At 57.7% G+C, this 19,634-nt stretch carries 19 protein-coding genes; 16 read left to right on the forward strand and 3 right to left on the reverse strand.

Annotation, left to right across the window (positions count from 1 at the left end; genetic code table 11):
• Positions 1 to 14 precede the first annotated feature (14 nt).
• The 11 genes from dop to MHX53_RS08280 are packed head-to-tail and all read left to right on the forward strand — an operon-like array spanning position 15 to position 11,285.
• The gene (gene dop, locus MHX53_RS08230; RefSeq protein ID WP_239272125.1) at positions 15 to 1,544 is read left to right on the forward strand and encodes a depupylase/deamidase Dop; all 1,530 of its coding nucleotides are present in this window, start codon (positions 15 to 17) and stop codon (positions 1,542 to 1,544) included.
• A 1-nt stretch (position 1,545) separates the two neighbouring features.
• Positions 1,546 to 1,734 carry a ubiquitin-like protein Pup gene (locus MHX53_RS08235; protein WP_239272127.1) on the forward strand — a complete coding sequence of 63 codons (189 nt, stop codon included), beginning with the start codon at positions 1,546 to 1,548 and terminating at the stop codon, positions 1,732 to 1,734.
• The gene (prcB, locus tag MHX53_RS08240; protein WP_239272129.1) at positions 1,731 to 2,528 is read left to right on the forward strand and encodes a proteasome subunit beta; all 798 of its coding nucleotides are present in this window, start codon (positions 1,731 to 1,733) and stop codon (positions 2,526 to 2,528) included. The genes MHX53_RS08235 and prcB overlap by 4 nt, the downstream gene beginning before the upstream one ends.
• Positions 2,525 to 3,256, forward strand: coding sequence for a proteasome subunit alpha (gene prcA, locus MHX53_RS08245; protein ID WP_239272131.1), 732 nt, complete (start codon positions 2,525 to 2,527; stop codon positions 3,254 to 3,256). Before prcB ends, prcA begins: the two co-directional genes overlap by 4 nt.
• Positions 3,253 to 4,713, forward strand: coding sequence for a Pup--protein ligase (gene pafA / locus MHX53_RS08250; RefSeq protein WP_239272133.1), 1,461 nt, complete (start codon positions 3,253 to 3,255; stop codon positions 4,711 to 4,713). Before prcA ends, pafA begins: the two co-directional genes overlap by 4 nt.
• A gap of 23 nt (positions 4,714 to 4,736) precedes the next feature.
• Positions 4,737 to 5,672, forward strand: a complete 936-nt coding sequence (locus MHX53_RS08255) for an FKBP-type peptidyl-prolyl cis-trans isomerase (protein WP_239272135.1) — start codon at positions 4,737 to 4,739, stop codon at positions 5,670 to 5,672.
• Complete coding sequence (locus tag MHX53_RS08260) at positions 5,672 to 6,643, forward strand: WYL domain-containing protein (RefSeq protein WP_239272137.1); 972 nt, start codon at positions 5,672 to 5,674, stop codon at positions 6,641 to 6,643. The genes MHX53_RS08255 and MHX53_RS08260 overlap by 1 nt, the downstream gene beginning before the upstream one ends.
• The gene (locus tag MHX53_RS08265) at positions 6,636 to 7,511 is read left to right on the forward strand and encodes a WYL domain-containing protein (RefSeq protein ID WP_239272139.1); all 876 of its coding nucleotides are present in this window, start codon (positions 6,636 to 6,638) and stop codon (positions 7,509 to 7,511) included. Before MHX53_RS08260 ends, MHX53_RS08265 begins: the two co-directional genes overlap by 8 nt.
• A 28-nt stretch (positions 7,512 to 7,539) precedes the next feature.
• Entirely contained in the window at positions 7,540 to 7,794 is a 255-nt protein-coding gene (gene tatA / locus MHX53_RS08270) for a Sec-independent protein translocase subunit TatA (RefSeq protein WP_239272141.1), read from the forward strand.
• Between the two features lie 35 nt (positions 7,795 to 7,829).
• Entirely contained in the window at positions 7,830 to 8,576 is a 747-nt protein-coding gene (gene tatC / locus MHX53_RS08275) for a twin-arginine translocase subunit TatC (RefSeq protein WP_239272143.1), read from the forward strand.
• A gap of 24 nt (positions 8,577 to 8,600) precedes the next feature.
• The gene (locus MHX53_RS08280) at positions 8,601 to 11,285 is read left to right on the forward strand and encodes a DEAD/DEAH box helicase (protein ID WP_239272145.1); all 2,685 of its coding nucleotides are present in this window, start codon (positions 8,601 to 8,603) and stop codon (positions 11,283 to 11,285) included.
• Positions 11,286 to 11,300: 15 nt separating this feature from the next.
• Here the strand turns inward: MHX53_RS08280 and secA2 are convergent, their stop codons facing one another.
• Complete coding sequence (gene secA2 / locus MHX53_RS08285; RefSeq protein WP_239272147.1) at positions 11,301 to 13,553, reverse strand: accessory Sec system translocase SecA2; 2,253 nt, start codon at positions 13,551 to 13,553, stop codon at positions 11,301 to 11,303.
• The gene (locus tag MHX53_RS08290; protein WP_239272149.1) at positions 13,553 to 15,163 is read right to left on the reverse strand and encodes an exonuclease domain-containing protein; all 1,611 of its coding nucleotides are present in this window, start codon (positions 15,161 to 15,163) and stop codon (positions 13,553 to 13,555) included. Before MHX53_RS08290 ends, secA2 begins: the two co-directional genes overlap by 1 nt.
• Before the next feature lie 49 nt (positions 15,164 to 15,212).
• On the opposite strand from MHX53_RS08290, the gene MHX53_RS08295 reads away from it, so the two are divergent.
• Entirely contained in the window at positions 15,213 to 16,130 is a 918-nt protein-coding gene (locus MHX53_RS08295) for a metal-dependent hydrolase (RefSeq protein WP_239272151.1), read from the forward strand.
• Positions 16,131 to 16,140: 10 nt separating this feature from the next.
• Entirely contained in the window at positions 16,141 to 16,893 is a 753-nt protein-coding gene (locus MHX53_RS08300) for a polyprenol monophosphomannose synthase (protein ID WP_239272153.1), read from the forward strand.
• Here MHX53_RS08300 and MHX53_RS08305 read toward each other — a convergent pair.
• Positions 16,877 to 17,218 (reverse strand): RNA polymerase-binding protein RbpA, encoded by a 342-nt coding sequence (locus tag MHX53_RS08305; protein ID WP_102237920.1) that lies wholly within the window; start codon positions 17,216 to 17,218, stop codon positions 16,877 to 16,879. The two genes, MHX53_RS08300 and MHX53_RS08305, sit on opposite strands and share 17 nt — an antisense overlap.
• Positions 17,219 to 17,327: 109 nt before the next feature.
• Here MHX53_RS08305 and MHX53_RS08310 point away from each other — a divergent pair, with 109 nt between their 5' ends.
• From MHX53_RS08310 to MHX53_RS11625, 3 genes are all read left to right on the forward strand, one after another.
• Entirely contained in the window at positions 17,328 to 17,603 is a 276-nt protein-coding gene (locus tag MHX53_RS08310) for a hypothetical protein (protein ID WP_239272154.1), read from the forward strand.
• 148 nt (positions 17,604 to 17,751) lie between these two features.
• Positions 17,752 to 18,564: a transglycosylase family protein gene (locus MHX53_RS08315; RefSeq protein ID WP_239272155.1), complete on the forward strand. Its 813-nt coding sequence runs from the start codon at positions 17,752 to 17,754 to the stop codon at positions 18,562 to 18,564.
• Positions 18,565 to 18,599: 35 nt separating this feature from the next.
• Positions 18,600 to 19,418, forward strand: coding sequence for a septal ring lytic transglycosylase RlpA family protein (locus MHX53_RS11625; protein ID WP_275433677.1), 819 nt, complete (start codon positions 18,600 to 18,602; stop codon positions 19,416 to 19,418).
• Positions 19,419 to 19,634: the final 216 nt, after the last annotated feature.

Consider the following 19,634-nt stretch of genomic DNA (forward strand, 5'->3'; position numbering starts at 1 on the left):
CCAGGGAGGTTCACGTGATTAGTGTTCGGCGTGTAATGGGTGCCGAGACCGAGTTCGGTGTCTGGCAACCGGGTAACCCCAAAGCCAACCCCATGCGCGATTCGGCGCGCGTGGTCGATGCGTACGCACAACCTCGGGGTTTGAAATCTAGCCAGAACTTCTGGGACTTCTCCGCCGAAAGCCCCCTTGCCGACGCCCGTGGCTTTCTCATGAGCGTCGACGACGCGCACATTTCCCAACTCACGCATCTGCCGGAGTCACAACCTGAAGCGCAGTACCTGGCAAATGTAGTGACTGAAAACGGGGCGCGACTCTATGTGGACCACGCGCACCCGGAGTATTCGAGCCCCGAAAGCCTGTATCCGCGTGACGTGGTGCTCTATGACCGGGCGGGTGACCTTGTAGCGCTTGAAGCGGTGCGCAATCTGGCCACCAGCGACCAGCCGGTGAACCTGTACAAGAACAACACCGACTCAAAGGGTGCCTCCTACGGCACCCACGAAAACTACCTGGTGGACCGGGCTGTTGAGTTCGACTCGATCGTCGAAGGGCTCACACCTTTCTTCGTCACCCGTCAGATTCTGTGCGGATCTGGCCGAGTGGGTATCGGGCAGTCTGCGTCCGTCCCCGGTTTCCAAATCTCTTCACGCGCCGACTTTTTCGAAGAGCGCGTGGGACTGGAGACGACCTTGCGCAGGCCCATTATTAACACGCGCGACGAACCACACGCTGAACCCGGGCTATATCGACGTCTGCACGTCATCATTGGTGATGCGACGCTGGCGGAACCCGCCACCCTGGTGCGCTTTGGTGCCACGTCTTTGGTACTTGCGCTGATCGAACGTGGCCTGGCACCTCAGATCTTGTTGAAAGACCCAGTTGAGGCGCTTTACACGGTCTCGCACGACCTCGGGCTGTCTGCCGGCCTTCCGCTGGAAGGCGGAGGAGAGATGACGGCGTTGGAAATCCAACGCGCGTACCTGGACGCGGTGAAGGCTCACATGGATCCTGACTGTGAGGCCACCGCCGAGGTCGTCGCTGAGTGGGAGCGGTTCCTTGAGGGCCTTGCGTCCGACCCGTTGTCCTTGGCTGATTCGATCGACTGGGTTGCGAAATACCAGTTGCTCCAGGGTTATGTGCGTAAACAGAACCTGCCGTGGGATCACCCCAAGCTCCAGCTCATCGACGTGCAGTACCACGATGTGCGCCCGGAGAAAGGGTTGTTTTACAAACTCGAAGCATCGGGCAGGATCCGTCGCCTAACCACGCCCGAGGCCGTTGAACGTGCGGTGACGAACCCGCCCGAAGATACCCGTGCATGGCTACGTGGAACCTTGGTGTCGCGTTTTGGTGACTTTGTTGAATCGGCAAGCTGGGACACGATCGTGCTCAACCTGGGGCATGACTACGTACGCATTCCCATGCGCTACCCAGAACTGGGTACGCGAGAGCTCGCGGAAAAGGCACTTGCTGACGTGACTGACGCCCAGTCGCTGTTCACAGCGCTCTCACTTATTAAACTGTCAGACAACGAAAGGGAATGAGATGAGCCAATTTCAGAAACACGCCGGTGGCGGAAAAGGTAACAACGACGATTCAGAAGAATTTGTTGAAGCCGGTCAGGCCCAGATCAACACGCAGGGTGTCGACGACATCCTGGACGACATCGACTCCATGTTGGAAACAAACGCCGAAGACTTTGTAAGGAACTTCGTGCAAAAGGGTGGCCAGTGAACTCAGGTTTCGACAAGCACTTTCTCGATGCGACCACTAACTCGTTTGTCGAGTTCGCGGCTCGCGTGCGTCCGCACGTGTTGCCACAAGCCCCGTCGCAGGTGGTCTCGCAGCAACTCGAAGCGCCAGTAGGCACGACGATTGTCGCTTTTAAAACGGAACGTGGAGTGCTCATGGCCGGTGACCGCCGGGCCACGATGGGCAATCTGATCGCCAGCCACACCATTGAGAAAGTCCACGCTGCCGACTCGGCATCGGTCATTGGAATCGCAGGAACTGCGGGGCTTGCGCTTGAACTGATTCGGCTGTTCCAGCTGGAACTCGAGCACTACGAAAAGATCGAAGGCACCCCGCTTTCGCTAGAAGGTAAAGCGAACCGGCTGGCCTCGATGTTGCGGGGCAACTTAGGCCTCGCACTGCAGGGTCTGGCAGTCGTGCCACTCTTTGCGGGCACTGTGCCAGGAACCACCTCGGGAGCGCTCTATTGCTTTGACGTCACAGGTGGGAAATACCAGGAACTCGATTTCCACTCGATCGGTTCGGGGGCCGGGTTCGCACGCGGCGCCCTGAAAAAACTGTGGAAACCACAGCTGGATGCTGAAGAAGCAGTGCGCGTCGCCGTGCAAACGCTCTACGACGCCGCCGATGACGACTCTGCCACGGGTGGCCCGGACCTGGTTCGGAAGATCGCGCCACAGGTGATGACCGTTGACGGGGACGGTGTAAAAGAAGTCCCTGCTGACCAGGTGCTTCAGATTGCTCGCTCAATTGTGACTGGACGGAACAACTCATGACTGCACCGTTTTACGTATCCCCTGAACAGCTGATGAAAGACCGCGCGGAGTTCGCGCGGAAGGGAATCGCCCGAGGTCGTTCGGTCATTGTGTGCCGGTATGAAGCTGGTATTGCGTTGGTTGCTCACAACCCGTCGTCCACGTTGCACAAGATTGCGGAAATCTACGACCGCATCGCTTTCGCAGCAGTGGGCAAGTACAACGAGTTCGAAACGCTACGCCAGGCAGGCGTGCGATACGCGGACTTGCGCGGATTCTCATATGACCGTGCCGATGTCACCGCCCGCGGACTCACCAACGCGTACGCGCAGACACTAGCAAGCGTGTTCACCACCGAGTCCAAACCCTTTGAGGTTGAACTGGTGGTCGCCGAGCTGGGCGAAACTCCTGCACAGGACCGCCTCTACCGTTTGTCCTATGACGGTTCGGTCGCCGACGAAAACGACTGCGTGGTGATCGGCGGGAACGCTGAAGCCACCGCGCAACGCATTCAAGTCGCGCCAGGGCTCAAAGACCTCGACTCCACAATCAACACAGCAGTACGAGCACTGTTTGGAGAAGAAGATCCCGTTGCAGCCCACGTTGAAGCCGCAATTTTGGACCGCAACGCGCCAGGACGCAGGACCTTTGTGCGGCTCACGGAAGAGCAGGTGCGCGGGGCACTCGAACACGGTCAGTCGGCACGCGGACAAGCAGACTCTACACATGGGGAAGAGACCGGCGAATGAAACGCATTTTCGGTTTAGAAACAGAGTTCGGGATTGCATACGCACCCATAGGTGGCCGTCGCCTGGGACCGGAAGAAGTGGCCCGGTACCTGTTTAAGCCAGTTGTGGCATGGGGACGATCCTCCAACGTGTTTCTCCCCAACGGCTCACGCCTGTACCTCGACGTGGGATCACACCCCGAATACGCCACCGCTGAATGCGACCGCCTCGATGACTTGATTGCGCAAGACAGCGCCGGAACGGTCATCATGCAGGACCTCTTGCGCCAGGCAAACCAGGCACTCAAAACCGACGGATACGACGGCGTTCCCCACCTGTTTAAGAACAACTCCGACTCCGCCGGAAACTCGTACGGAAGCCACGAAAACTTCCTCATCCGCAGGAACATGGACTTTGCGCACCTGACCAGTACGCTCCTGCCGTTCCTCGTGGTACGACAACTCATGGTGGGCGCAGGAGCGATCATCCCACGCCAGGTCTCCACGGCCATGCCCGCTGCCCAGACAAACCGCGCCAACCCCAACGCCACACAGACTTTGGCGACTCCCACCTCGGACGTGGTCTTTGGTCTATCAGGCCGATCCGATGTCATGTGGGAAGGTGTATCCAGCGCGACTACGCGGTCACGCCCCATCATCAACGCGCGCGACGAACCCCACGCGGATGCCGAAAAGTACCGCCGCTTGCACGTGATCGTGGGCGATTCGTCCATGGCACAACCCACCACACAGCTCAAGGTGGGATCGGCTGCGCTGATTCTGGACATGATCGAAACGGGTATGCCGTTGCGGGATCTGACGTTGTCGGACCCCATTCACGATATCCGTGTGATCGCACGCGACCTCACCGGTACAACGCCACTGGAACTCAAAGCCGGTGGCACGCTCACGGCTGTTGAACTGCTCGAAATCTACCTGCAGGCGGCTACCACAGTCGTGGACAGAGGGGACCACAGCGTGGGCGATGACCAGACTGCGCGTGCAGTGCTCGACCTGTGGAAGCGCATGCTCGAGGCGGTGCGCACGCAGGACTTCTCCCGCGTCGATACGGAGATCGACTGGGTGATCAAGAAGAAGATCCTTGACCGGTACATGTCCCGGTCTCAAGTGGAACTGAGTGACCCGCGAATTCGTAGGCTGGAGCTTGCGTATCACGACGTGACGCCGGGAGTTGGGCTGGTCCAGAAGATGGAGGCTGGCGGGCTGATTGCTCGAACCGTGGGCGACACCGAGGTTGCAACAGCGAAGGATGTGCCTCCTCAGACCACTCGTGCCAAGATTCGTGGCGCGTTTGTCGAGGCGGCCGTGGAACACCGCGTCGACTACACGGTCGATTGGGTTCACTTGCGACTCAATGCGCACGCTCAACGCGCGGTGACGCTGAGAGACCCGTTTGTTTCCACCAGCGAACACGCAGACGAACTCATCGCGTGTCTCAATGATTCTGAGCTAGCATAACTAGGGCAGAAGAGAGGAAACCAGTGAAAAAACTTGTGTGCGCGGTCGCCGTTTCGGCTCTAGTCCTGACCGGTTGTGGTGGCCAAGACGAGGACTCCAAATCACCCGATCAACAGGAACAGAAGCAGAACGGGGCGATTGACGACATCCAGGTTTCAGGCGACGCCAACAAGAAACCAGAAGTCAAAGTCACAACTCCGTTTGCTGCCGAGAACGCACACAAGACCCTGGAACAGGGCTCTGGGAAGAAGGTCGACAAAGGCCTTCAAGTCACCGCGAACTACACACTGATTTCCGGTGAGTCTGGCGAAGAGATCGAGTCGTCGTACGATTCCAAACCGTCTGGTTTCCCAATGGACGACCAGCAGATCAACAAGAGCCTCTTCGACGCTGTCATGGGTGTGCAAGAAGGTGGCCGTGTGCTCATGGTGCAAAACGCCAGCCCAGGTGGCAAATCGCCCAACCAGACTCTCATTTACGTGTGGGACATTGTGAAGGTCGAAGAGATGCCGGAAGTCCTGTCCAAGGCTGAAGGTACAGAGAAAGAGATTCCTGGGGATTTGCCTCAAGTGAAGCGCGACAAGGACGGTAAACCGTCGATCTCTAAACCAGAAGGTGACGCTCCTCAAAAACTCACGGTCGCGCCTGCGATTGAAGGTACAGGGCCCGAGGTCAAAGAAGGTCAGAAGGTTAGCGTTCACTACACCGGATGGTTGTGGGACGACCCCAGCAAGCCATTTGACTCAAGTTGGGATCGTGGACAACCGTTCTCCTTCACCCCAGGCGCCGGTGAAGTCATCGCCGGTTGGGACGAAGGCGCGAAGGGCCAGAAGGTCGGATCCCAGGTTCTGTTGATTGTCCCCGCCGACAAGGGATACGGCGACGCGGGATCACCTCCCAACATCCCTGGTGGGGCCACCCTGGTGTTCGTCGTCGACATCCTGTCTGCTGTGGGCTAATGGTCTCGGCTCCAGTTCGCAGGCAGTACGAAAGGCTTCTCAACCTTCTTTTCGCACTGCGCAATACGCGGACATGGATGAGTAAGGCTCAGATTCGTGAGCACGTTGAAGGCTACGAGAACTTAAGTGACGACGCGTTCAACCGTATGTTTGAACGCGACAAGGCCACCCTGCGCGGAATGGGGATCAATATCTCTAGTACCGACTGGGGCAACCGGCCAAATGAAGACGTGGTCTACGGCTACCGCATAACAGACGAGGACTACGCGCTCGATGAGATCTCCTTCACCCCTGCCGAGGTGGAGGTCCTGCGAGCCGCGTCGGTGTGGCTCCCGCAGACGGGACCAGCGGTGCGTGCGATGACCAAGCTCACGGGCTTAGGTGAAGATCTCATTCAGCACGACGTTCCTGTTCCCGCTATCGCAACGAACACGAAGCTCACTGGCCGTTTTATCGACGCGGTTGAGGACCGCCGGCCTCAAACGTTTACGTATCGCAAGGCAGGCGGTCAACCTGAAGTCCGCACACTGTTCCCTTATGGCGTGCTCAGCCGTGGTCCGCGCGTGTACGTGGTCGGCTATGACGTGGACCGCGAGGGCATCCGCGTATTCCGACTCAGTCGGATCGTTGGGAAGGTGAAACACCACCCAAAGTACCGTTCAAGCGCATATGACATTCCGTCCGACTTTTCCGCCAGCGACTATGTGCGTTCGGATCCCACAGTGCGCGTGTCTGCTGCCCTGGCCCATGGGCGTGGAGACAACCTGCGGAGTCGCGCGCATGCCGTGTCGCGCATTGACGACAGTTGGGATCGCGTGACTGTGGATGTCACAGACATGCACGAGTTCGTATCCGAAATGCTGAGTTTGGGGTCGTTCGTCACACCTCTCGAACCGCCCGAGGTCGTCCGAGCGTACGAGGATGGGTACCGCCAAACGGTGGATCGGTTAAAGGAGCTGGCTGGTGAGTAGTACGCCTCAAGTGGTGACAACGCTGATCAGCCTGGTCGCGTATATCACCAAAAAGGAAGAAGTGCCCATCGCCGAACTCGCCGCGGTTTTTGGGCTTAGCGAAAGCACGGTGCGCGACTACCTCGACGTCCTGCTTGTCAGTGGCATGCCCGACGATTATGGCGCCAAGATCGATGTGTGGGAAACCGACGGAATCGTATCCTTGAGCAATACCGAGGGCGTGGATGTTCCAGTTCGTTTATCTAGCCTGGAAGCGCACCTCTTGCTCATGGCGTTAGAGTCCGCAGGTTCGGACACCCCCGAGGTCGCCCAGACTGTCATTGAGAAGTTGCGTGGCGTTGTAGGGGAGGGTGAGTCGCGCGCGGTGAGTTTTGAACCCGCCGAGGTGTCCCCAGAGTTGCGCTCGGCAGTGGCCCACGCGCTGGAGACGGGCACTGCCCTCGCGATCGACTACTACGTCCGCAGCCGGGACGAAGTTACCACCCGCACCATCTCACCCATCGCGTTCAACCTGGACGGCCAGTGGTATTTAGACGCCTACTGTCACGACAAACAAGGACACCGGTCCTTCCGTGCCGACTACATTCGCAACTGGGAAACCACCTCGGAACCGGCCCAAACGGGCAACGACGAACACAACAACGGGCAGCCCTGCCGCATCACTTTTACACCCGAAGGTGCGTGGCTCGCCGACGAACTGACACCTCGGGACGTGAGTTTTGACACGCACGGGCCCGGAACGGTCACTGTTCACCTCACCGTGTTTTCCGCAGATTGGATCGTCCAACTGCTCATGATGCATGGGCGACACGTGTTAGCGATCGAGCCACGGGAGTATGCACGTGCCGCGCTTGAGCGTTTAGAATAGTGTGGATCGAAAATAAGGAGAATGCTTTATGCGCCCGGAGCCGTCCCACATCATCATACTTTTGGTCATCATTATCCTGCTGTTTGGAGCTTCCAAACTGCCATCCTTGGCGCGAAACCTGGGTAAGTCGGCCAAAATCTTCCGCGACGAAGTCAAGTCGATGAACGACGACTCGAACGAAACCCCGGCCGAACTTGAGTCCTCCCGTTCCGAAGACGCTACAGACAAGGCTTCACGCTCGCACGTCGATTCGACTCAGTCGGCCCGTGACACCGATAAGTGAAACGTTCCAAAAACCCTGACAGAACCATGCCCCTCATGGGGCATTTTAAAGAACTACGCAATCGAATGATCGTGTCGCTCATCGCGCTCCTCATTGGAGCTGCGGTGGGCTGGTTCTTATATGACCCTGTCATTGTGCTGCTGAAGAGTCCTTTGGACGAAGTCGCGCAGTCGCAGGGACGCACAGCTGAACTCAACTTCGCGGGTATCGCCTCGCCGTTTGACCTCAAACTCAAGGTGTCCGTGTTTATCGGGTTTATTGTGACGGCTCCTGTGTGGCTATACGAGCTGTGCGCATTTGTGGTTCCAGGGCTCACAAAAAAGGAACGGCAGTACGTCTTTGGGTTTTTAGGCGCTGCCCTTCCGCTGTTTTTCGCCGGTGCGGGGCTGGCGTTCTTCGCGCTTCCACGTGCGATCCACGCGCTCGGTTCGCTCATTCCACAAGGTGCGTCATACATCGTCCCGGCACAGGACTACTTGACGTTCACCATGTTGCTCATCGTGGTGTTCGGGGTGGCCTTCGTCTTGCCCGTGATCCTGGTGGGTCTGAACTTCATCGGGGTGCTCAGCGCACGAACAGTTCGCCACTCGTGGCGATGGGTCATCATGCTGGTCGCCACTTTCGCCGCCATTGCAACGCCGTCACCCGACGCTATTTCCATGTTCTACCTGATGGTGCCCATGCTGTTCATGTTCTTCCTGGCATGGGGCGTGTGCGCAATCAACGACAAGCGACGCAAACGCAAAATGATTGCCCAGGGCACGTGGGTCGAAGAGGACTAACGCCCTGTCGGTTAGAGTGAGCATATGGACCAGCCCACTCCAGCCCAAGCTTATGCGCAGTTCCAAGCTAAAAAAGGAACCATGACCGGTCCTCTCGCAGAGTTTCGTAACGAGCTGTCGTTTGAACTCGACGACTTTCAGCTCCAGGCCTGTTCCGCGCTCAGCGATGGGCGCTCTGTTTTGGTTGCAGCCCCAACCGGCGCCGGAAAAACCATTGTCGCCCAGTTTGCGGTCAAGCTGGCCGTAAGCCGTGGCGTGCGCGTTTTCTACACCGCACCCATTAAGGCGCTGTCGAATCAGAAGTTTAACGAATTGTGCGATGCGTACGGTGAAGAGTCAGTGGGCTTGCTGACCGGTGACGTGTCGATCCGGCGAGACGCCCAGATCATGGTGATGACCACCGAGGTCTTGCGCAACATGATCTATTCAGGCACCGATTTAAGCGACCTGGGGTTTGTGGTTTTGGACGAGGTCCACTACCTGGGCGACCGTTTCCGAGGGCCAGTGTGGGAAGAAGTGATTATCCACCTGCCTATCCACGTGCTGTTGGTGAGCTTGTCGGCAACTGTGTCCAACGCTGAAGAGTTTGGAGCGTGGCTGGCAGAAGTGCGCGGGTCCACAGACGTGATTGTGTCCGAACACCGGCCCGTGCCACTGCACAATCACGCGTGTGTGGGTACGGACATCTTCCCGTTGTTTGCGCCACGCGGTTTCAACGTGAATAAAGAGTTGGAGCGCTATGTGCGCCGGTTCCAGCCGTCCCCGGGAAACCGCCGCCGAGGTCGTTATTTCTCCCGCTTCCGTCGCCCCGCGAGAAGCAGCGTGATTGAAGCTTTGGGCAGTGAGAATTTGCTTCCCGCGATCTTCTTTATCTTTTCCCGCAACGGTTGTGACGATGCACTCGATCAGTGCTTAGCCGGGGGAGTGGACCTCACCTCGAGCCGGGAGAAGCAGGAGATTGCGCTACGGCTGGATGACTTGAGCGAAGAGCTCCCTGCGGAAGACTTAGGTGTTTTGGGATTTCACAACTTCTCCGCCGGCCTCATACAGGGCATTGGGGTTCACCACGCTGGATTGATTCCCCAGTTCAAAGAGGTTGTTGAAGAGCTATTTGTCCGCGGGCTTCTGCGGGTGGTGTTTGCCACCGAGACGCTTGCGTTGGGCATCAACATGCCTGCCCGCACAGTGGTGTTAGAGAAGCTCACAAAGTTCAACGGAGAATCCCATGTGCAGATCACCCCGGGGGAGTACACGCAGCTGACCGGGCGTGCGGGACGCCGGGGGATCGACGTTGAAGGACACGCAGTCACTGTGTGGAATCCGCAGATTGAGCTTGCCGATATCGCGGCTCTTGCGTCCAAGCGCACATACGCGCTCAAGAGCCAGTTCACCCCCACGTACAACATGGCCGCGAACCTGCTCGCACGCATGACAAGTGAAGATGCGAAAAAGGTTCTTGAGACGTCCTTTGCCCAGTACCAGGCCGACGCTGCAGTCGTGGGTCTGGCCCGGAAGGTGAGATCGAAAGAAGAAACGCTCGCTGGCTACGAGTCTGCAATGGAATGTTCCTACGGCGACTTCTCAGAATACGCGGGCTTGCGGAGAACGATTGCGCAGTTAGAGAAGCGTGCCAGCAACCAGCGCAGTAAGTTGCGTCAGCGCGATGTGATCGAATCGCTCTCGCACTTAAGTATGGGAGACACGATCTTCATTCCGAGCCGACGCGGTTTTGGCGCGTGCGTCGTTTTGCAAGCGCTCCGCAACGACGATCACGGGGTGCGCTTGCCTACAGTTCTCACGGAATCGGGGAAAGTGTGGCACCTGCGACCTCACGAGGTCACCGAACCGGCGGTCAAACTTGGTCGTATTAAGCTTCCCAAGAAGTTCAACCACAGGGTGGTCGCTCACCGAAGGCAAGTACAAGCCATCGTGGAAACGGCCCTGGACGAAGGACGCTTGAAGGACCCCGCAGCGGTTCCGCGATCCAAGCACAAAGCGCCCACAGTCGGTCAAGAAGAAATCCAGCTCGTGCGACAGCAGTTGCGAGATCACCCGTGCCACGAGTGCCCGGATCGTGAAACCCACGCACGGTGGGCAGAACGGGCGGCAAAGGTGGAAAAAGAGCTGTCTAGTCTCACCCACCAGATTGAGGGGCGCACATCGTCGATCGCCCACGTGTTTGACCGCGTGTGCAATGTTCTTGTCACGCTAAAGTTCCTGCCAGACGACTCGTGGATTCTGCGTAGAATCTATGGCGAGCGCGACCTCCTCACCGCAATGTCGGTACGTGCAGGCATATGGGACCGTCTCACCGAACCCGAGGTCGCCGCCCTGGCCTCGAGCTTGGTGTATCAGGCACGCCGCGAAGAGGGTGGAGTTCCGCGTCTGCCGTCAAAGCAGTTGCAAGAGGCGTTTGGTGAACTGCAACAGCTGTGGAGCCAACTGTTTCACATCGAAACTGATTCGCGTCTGCCCATTACGCCCGAACCCGATCCGGGAATGATGAAGGCCATCTTCGCGTGGACCGAAGGCAAAACACTCAGTAGCGCAATGGGAAGTGCCGAGTTTTCCGCTGGTGACTTTGTGCGGTGGGCAAAACAGACGTTGGACCTGTTGGGCCAAGTGGAAAACGTGGTCGAACCAGGCACTGCCAAAGTCATCAAACGCGCTGCCATGTCGATCCGACGCGGTGTCGTCCTCGACAGCTAAGTGAACAGCGCAGTTCTACTTGCGCACGCGCTTAACGATGTTTTCGACATCGGAACCGAACGTCGATTCGGCTGCCAAGTAGGTCCACGTGGACGACGGGCGCTTCAAACCGTACGTGTTCAGATCCACACCTTGTTTGGTGATCGTGACGTCGTTGAGAACCTCAACCGATCCGTCGACGACGTCGTCCCAGAACGACGAGAACACGCGCACGGATTCTGAGTTGAACGCTTCGTGAGGCTTTTCACGCGCCAGAGTGCGCAAGTGGATACCTTCACGTAGGTCATTCAGGTACGCCAAGTGGTCGACCCAACGCTCATCGATCTTAAACAGCAACACCGAGGTGATCGCTTGGTCCACAATGGCGTCATCGAGATCTGAATGGCGCTTCGTGAATTCCTCATCAAGGCATTCCTTCACTTCGTCAACACCGTGGCCTTCGCGAACCTTGACACGTCGCTGAAGAACGAGCTGGCGCTGTTTTGCCATGAGCTCGTTGAAACGCCACGTGTCACGGTGGATCGCGGTGTTCTCACCTTCGGCAATGCGCTGTGCGTGCTCGACCATTTGTGCTGCGCGCTTGGAGTCGATAAAACCAGTTTCATCACCGTCTTCTACGAACCTCTGAGCGTCCGGAACCCGGTCCAACAGGCTGTCCTCAAGGGAGGTGAAGAACACCGAGGTGCCGGGGTCACCCTGACGGCCGGCACGACCTCGGAGCTGGTCATCCAACCGCGAAGACGGATACCGGCCAGCACCGATCACCAAAAGCCCGCCAAGGTCAGCGACTTCTTCATCCGCCAAGCGAATATCGGTACCGCGCCCAGCCATCTGCGTAGACACGGTGACAGCGCCCTTGGCACCGGCGCGCGAAATGATTTCGGCTTCTCGCGAATCGTCCTTCGCGTTGAGGACTTCGCTGTCGATTCCGCGCGCCTTGAGGCGCGACGCCAAACTTTCGGATTCCGCAACCGACCGGGTACCGATCAAAATGGGGCGACCCCTCTTGTGCTGATCCAGAACCTCGTCAACGATGGCACGTTCCTTCGACTCTTGGAACGTGTACAGACGATCAGGCTCATCTTCACGCACCGTTGGAACGTTCGGCTCAATCGCTGCGATCTCTAAGTCGTAGAACTCGCGCAAATCATCGCCCACTGCAAGAGCCGTTCCCGTCATGCCACACACCGTGGGGTAGCCGTGAATCATCTCTTCAACAGTCATCTGGTCGAGGATCTCCCCGGACTCACTGGTCTCGAGTTTCTCCTTCGCCTCAACCGCGGCTTGCAGGCCATCGGGCCACCTTTGAAGCTGCGCAACACGACCTCGGGAATCCGAAATGAGTTTCACCGCCCCGTCGACAATCAGATAGTCGACGTCTCGGTGAACCAGAGCTTGTGCATACAGCGCCAGGTTGATCGCAGCGAGTGTGTCAGCATCTTCACCGAACAAATCAACGTCGAGTGTTCTTTCTGTAAGATCGACACCCTCATCGGTGAGTGAAACAGCCTTGTGGTCCGAGCTCACCTCAAAATGCACACCATCTTCAAGCTTCTCTACGAACCGAGCAATCTGGAAGTTCGCCTCCTCGACGTTCGTGGACCCGGCCAAAACCAGGGGAACTCGCGCTTCGTCGATGAGAACCGAATCGGCTTCGTCAACAATGACAACATCCCGAGGCGGTACCCGGGTATCCGCGTCATCTTCGACGAACCTGTCGCGCAACAGATCAAAGCCGATTTCTTGCACGGAACCGTAGACGACCTCGGCGCCGTACGCTTCCCTGCGGGTGGCGTCATCATCAGACTCCTGGATAGAGGAAACACTCACGCCCAAGAGTTCAAACAGTGGACGCATCCACTCAGCGTCACGGGCCGCCAGATAGTCATTCACACTCACCACGTGGACATAACGTCCCTGCAGGGCGTAACCCGCGGCCGCCATGGCACCCACCAAGGTCTTACCCTCACCGGTGACCATCTGGACCACCATGCCGTCAAGAAGCGCCACCAGACCACGGAGCTGCACATCGTAAGGACGCTGTTCGAGGGTCTTCTGGGCAGCCACCCGAACCAGGGCTGCGAACTTGGTGAACTGTTCGCGCTTGTCACCGGTTTCAAAGATCTTTGCAGCCGTGGACGGAAACTCTGAGTTTTCGAGGTCTTCGTAGTCCGCCTCGGGCAAATCCTTGAGGACCTTTTCAAACCAGCCAATACGCTTCTTGGCTTGCGAACCGGGTTTGTTGACGAGTTTGTCGAAAAGTCCCATCAGCGTTCTCCTCGGGTTAGAAAGGGCCACTCATGATCAACGACCGCGTTGGGGTCACGTCGAGTCCGAAGATATTCTTGCAGACGCGCCGCCTGTTCGCGTTTCCAGTCCTTTTGCGCGTGGTGAATCTGTTCCGCACTCAGTTGGGCGATATCGGGGAACGCGTCTGCGATCGCCAAAGCCACCAAGCCCGAGGCGCGGGCGTCGGCAGTTGCGTCGTGCGCGTTGTCTAAGGAAATGCCCCAGCGCTTACACACGGCGTCCAACGTTCGGGGTCCCTTGCGATACTGTTCGGCTTGTTTGTCGATGACCAGAGTGTCGATGACGAATAAGTCTGGGATGCGCAGGTCCTGCTGTGCGCATTCGCGGGCGAAGATAGTTAGGTCGTACGGCGCGTTGTGGGCAACAATGCACGCAGGTGTGCGTTCCGAGACGACAGCGTGCATGTGTGCAATTGCTTGGGCTCGTGGCGTGCCGTGGGCGCGGGCAAATTCGGTGGTGATCCCGTGGACGGCTGTTGCTTCAGCTGGAATGTCGTCTTCCGGGTAGACCAGCCATTCCCAGGTTTCGTTGGTGCGCATGTCGATGAGAGCCGCGCTGACGATGTGTGCCGTGTGGGGGTCGCGACCCGTGGTTTCTAAGTCGAACGCGAAAAGGGGTTCGTCTGCCCAGGACGTTGGCGGTGCCGTTTGCGGTGCGTGGGACGTGAAGGTTTCTGTGAGTCGGCTGATTGATCGTTCAACCCCGTAGCGCTGGGCGAATGCGTCAAGACCGGCAACGTTTGGGGTGATTGTGGCGGAGGACTCGATCAGGTTACTCACGTCTAGATCGGTGAGGACGGTCATGACCTGTACGTTCTTGCGCACCGCGTGTTCGGCTGCGAGCAGGTTGTCTCTGCGCTTAGGTGACAGGCCGTGGTCCTTGACTCCGCGTTTCGCGGCGTCAAAAACATTGTCAAGGCTGCCATACCCGGCCAGTAGTTTTGCAGCGGTTTTTTCGCCGATTCCTTTCGCTCCGGATAAACCATCGGACGGGTCGCCACGCAGAGCCGCAAGCTCCCGGTACCGTTCACCGGTGGGAATTCCGTAGAGGTCTGGGAGGTCGTGGACTGTGGTTTCTTCCCACTGCCCCCGCGGCCGAGGTCGTAGCAGGGTGATCTGCTTGTCAGGGCTGAGAAGTGATAAGAGGTCCCGGTCGGGGGAGACGACGGTGATGGGGCCGTCCCACTGGTGAACGACGGATCCGATCACGTCGTCGGCTTCCGTGTCCTCAATGTGCCCTACGGGGAGACCTAGGAGTGTGCAGGCTTCGTAGATGAGCGGAATTTGGGGAATGAGATCGTCGGGAGTCTCGGTGCCGGGTTTGTCTTCGCGTTCCCGGTGCGCCTTATATTCGGGAACGATTCTTGTGCGGAAGCTGGGTCTCCATGCGGCGTCACTCGCTGCGATGATCCGCGTTGTGCTGAGTCGACTTGCCAGTGTCGCAATGGCGTCGAGCGTGCCCCGGAGCGCATTCACGGGCGTTCCGTCGGCGCTCGTCAGTGAGCTGGGGACGGAATAGAACGCACGGTAGTAAAGCGCGGGCATGTCGATGATTACTAGGCCGGTCACGCACTAAACCCTACATGTGAACGCCTGAAAGTGCGTTAATGTGTGGCCCGTGAGTGAAACTTTATTTGGTGGAGACGTTTATTCGACTGCAGACCCGTTTGCAACAGCGATCACGTACGACGGTGACACTGTTGTGTGGGTGGGATCCGATGAGGCGGTGAGTTCCGGAACACCCCTTGATGGTGATTTCGTGGCTCCTGGCTTCGTCGACGCTGCTCTGGATCTACGCAGTGGAGACGGTTACGACTATCTGTCCTGTGGAGTTACGAGCGTCCACGTGATAGGAACACAGGAACAGTGCGACGCAGTGACGGGCCCACACGTCGTGGCCTATCCGACCGACGTGCGCGAAGGTCGTCGAGCCATCCAGGTCGATGAGGCTCGCGACGCCAACACTCTGACTGGTCCTGTTTTCATTCTGGTCGACACAGCCGATGAGCTCGCAGAGCTTGAAAAGTTGGTACGCAACCCCGTTTGGAAAACTGTCGCCCAACGCGCGGGGGTGCGCGTGCTGATCGCGTGTGACACCCAGGTGGACCCCGAGGTGTGGGGCACCTCTGGTCTTGCCCTGACAGTGAACCCGCATTACCCACGTGACTTGCACGCTCTGTTCAACGCAGGTGCTCAAGTGAGCTTTTCGCTGGCCGGGAAGCCGTGGGAGGCCGTGCGAGCAGGTGTTGAAAACGGCCTTTCGGCACGCGCGGCATTTAACGCGTCTACGCGGTTCGGGTTCCGGGCGCTGGGGCAGTTTGACGGTGGTGTTCTTGCGCCGGGAAGTGCTGTCGACATGGTTCGGTGGTCAGCAACCTCGCTTGTGGTCCAGGTGGCCGATCCCAGGGTAGCCGCGTGGAGCACGGACCCGCGGTCGGGAACGCCAGGCCTGCCTGATTTGGGGGCAACTTTGCCTCATGCGCGAACAACATGGGTAGGCGGCCGTTCTTACGACGCGACGCCTAAGTCCGTGTAGCATTGCAGGAGTGAAAACACTAGTCGTCATCCCCACGTACAACGAGCGTGAATCGTTACCCATCACCATTGAGGCGATCCGCAAGTACAACACCGTCGACATCCTGGTTGTCGACGACGGTTCTCCTGATGGCACAGGGGAGTGGGTGAAGCAGTCGCCTGACTATGGCTCGACCCTGTTTTTGCTCCAACGCGCAGAAAAGAACGGCCTGGGTCCGGCGTATATTGCGGGCTTCACATGGGCGCTAGAGCGCGACTATGACGTCATTTGTGAAATGGATGCCGACGGGTCACACCGCGGTCGTGATTTGCCACAGCTGTTGGCACAAGTGGAGCGTGGCGCAGACTTGGCTATCGGATCACGCTGGATCCCTGGGGGAGCGGTGGTCAATTGGCCACGTAACCGCCACTTCTTGTCGCGTGGCGCAAACGTTTATGTCAACGTTGCTTTGGGCCTGGGTGTTCACGACGCAACAGCAGGATTCCGTGCGTTCAAACGCGAGGTACTCGAAACAATCGATCTTTCGCAGGTTGAGTCGGCGGGTTACTGCTTCCAGATCGACATGACCATGCGCGTTGCACTGGCCGGCTTCTCGATCGTTGAAGTCCCGATCACCTTTGTCGAACGTGAGCTCGGCGAGTCGAAGATGGATGGAAACATCATAAAAGAAGCCTTCACCCGAGTAGCGGAATGGGGCGTCGCCCGTCGCACTTCTCAAGTGAAGGCTCTTGTCAGTCGTCTGTCGGCTAAATCTCCGGAGTAGCCTCACCGCGACGAATCGCCAAGCGTTCGTCCAGAAGAACCTGCAGTTCCTCGAAGCTACGGCGTTCCAGAAGCATGTCCCAGTGGGTACGTGCAGCCTTTTCTGGTTCTTCGTCTGGTTCTTCACCGCCACTGCGAACACCAATTCCGTGAGCGCCTGAGTCCCACGTAGCGGGTACTTCAGCATCGACTGAGAAGGGAACGGTGAACCTGTGCCCGTCCTCGCATACGTACTCGACGTGCTGGCGGGGTGCCGGCTCAACACCGACTTCAGACTCTAACGATCGAGATCCCAGCTGTGTACCGCGCAAGCTACGTTCGCTCATCGAGATCCTTTCAAAAGTAGCGGAAGGGAATGTAACCACAACATCGTACCGTGGCCATTTATTCCCTGTACATATTGACCCTGGCGGAGCCTGCACACAGAATAGAACTATGACGAATGCGACTCAGCCAGAAGTTCAGGACGCCACCTCGCGCACGCTACGTGAACGTGTAGCCAACACCGCGCACGCTACCCGTGTCCGCATGAGTAACGTACGGCCTGCCCAGGTTGTTGACAGTTCGGAAGAGCGCCTAAATGAAGGCGTGGAGTATGTGCGAGAAGCACTGCACAACGGTGTTGATTTCTTGTCTCACCTCACAACGACTGGCGTGACGAAAGGTGCCGACTTCACGCGCAGGGGAGTGGAGTTCTTCTCCCGTAAGTAGTGATTGAGGTCGCGCGCACGCGTATGTGTGTGGAACAGCCCACTGAAGTCAACGCATCGCACATCCCCGTAGCTTGATAAAGTAACGGTTCGTTATATATGCTTTACAACTGTCACGGAATGGTAACGGGATTGTAAAGGCATCACGTATGGGCAAGCACACTTCTTCGCGTACACAGGGATCTGTTCTTGACCTCTTTTCTCGTACCAAGAAAAAGGGTCGTCACGCACAATCTAAAAAGCTGTCAGCTTCGACGGTTCTGAGTTCGGGTCGACGCGCACCAGTCATGGCGGCAATCGCCGTGCCAACCGTCGCAATTATTGCGGTCGGTGTCGCTGGAGTTGTCGGAGCACCCCAAAGTGGAGACACCTCGGCAGAAGCCTTCACACAACCCGAAACCATCAGCGTTGAGCAACCAGAATCGGGTGTCAATCACCACGAGGATGACTTTCAGCAGGCCCAAGAGCAGGCGCGTAATGTCGCGGCTGTTGGCAACGCTTCAGTGACAATGCCTGAAACGTCGACGGACGAATCTTCTTCGTCCGAGTCGTCCTCCTCATCTTCATCCTCGTCAACCTCTGGTTCGTCATCGAGTGGTTCGAGCTCGTCAAAGAAGGGCTCAAAGAAGAAGAGCTCGTCGAAGTCGGGGGAGTCCTCCGATGCGAGCGCCGGTGACGCTAGTGGCGACTATTCTTCCCCAATGTCCACGGCAGAAATCAAAGCCATGCTGGGTGGGCCTGGGTCGCGCTGGTACAAAATTGCCAAGTGTGAGTCCACCTTCAACCCACGTGCAATCAACAAATCCAACCGTGCGCACTTTGGTCTGTTCCAGTTCAAGCTGGCGACCTGGCGCTCAGTTGGAGGCAAGGGCAACCCAATCGACGCCCACCCGCGCGAACAGTTCAAGCGCGCAAAAATTCTGCAAGCAAAAGCTGGCTGGGGCCAGTGGTCCTGCGCTTAATGTGAGCGCGGTATCAGGAGTATTAAGGAACGTTTATGGGTAAGCATTCTGCGTCAAAGCCAGCGACTCGCGGGTCGCTTAAGGATTTGTTTGGTCGCCGGAAAGCCTCGGCGGGACGCCACGGTGAACCTGTATCGGCTGCGGGAGTTCTTGCTTCCGGCCGTCGTGCGCCAGTGATGGCAGCTATTGCGATTCCTACCGCAGCGATCGCGACAATTGCGGTGGCCGGTGTTGTCAACAACGGTCAGGGGGAGTCGAACGCTGACGTCGAAGCACAGGCTAATGCTCATGACTACTATGAGCCTGATTTCGCTCTGCCACAGGGCGAATCGGAGCAGGTAGCCGAAGTCAAGAAGCACGAAGAAGAAGCCAAGAAGCAGAACAAGGCCTCGAAGGCATCGGTCAAGATGGACGCTCCAAAGGAAGAACCTGAGGAGTCGGCGTCGGGTTCGTCTAGCTCTGCGGGTTCATCAAGCTCGTCGAAGTCCTCGAAGTCTTCCGGTGGGAAGGGTACTTCGGCTGACGACTCGAATAAGCCGCACAACAAGAAGGCTTCTGGCCAAGGCGGAACGTGCAAGGCGTCCATGTACGGCAACGGAGATGGCACGCATGGCGGACCAACGGCGAGCGGTGAACGCTTCAATGCAAACGCTATGACCGCGGCGCACAAGACACTTCCCATGAATAGCCGTGTGAAGGTCACCAACAAGGCAAACGGCAAAACGGCCGTTGTTCGCATCAACGACCGCGGTCCGTACATCGGTGGACGTTGCCTGGACCTGTCCGTAGCGGCTATGAAGGCCGTGGGCGGATATAGCAGTGGTGTCATTTCAGTTTCGTACGAAGTTCTCTAAGGCGACTGACCACGCCTGGTTAAGCCCATCTATGGGTAATTAGCCGATAATATACATTATGTTAAGTAGAGTTGAGTGGGGCTCACCTTCGGGTGGGCCCCACTTAGCGTTGAGTCCCCTTCTAAGTGCGCTTCTGTGTGCTTCCTGATTTTGCATAGATTTAACGTGCGAACGGAATTTTTCTAAAGTTGAGTGCGTTAGGCTCAATGTACAGAG

It is taken from the genome of Brevibacterium sp. ACRRH (assembly GCF_022346365.1).
Classification (GTDB): Bacteria; Actinomycetota; Actinomycetes; order Actinomycetales; family Brevibacteriaceae; genus Brevibacterium; species Brevibacterium paucivorans.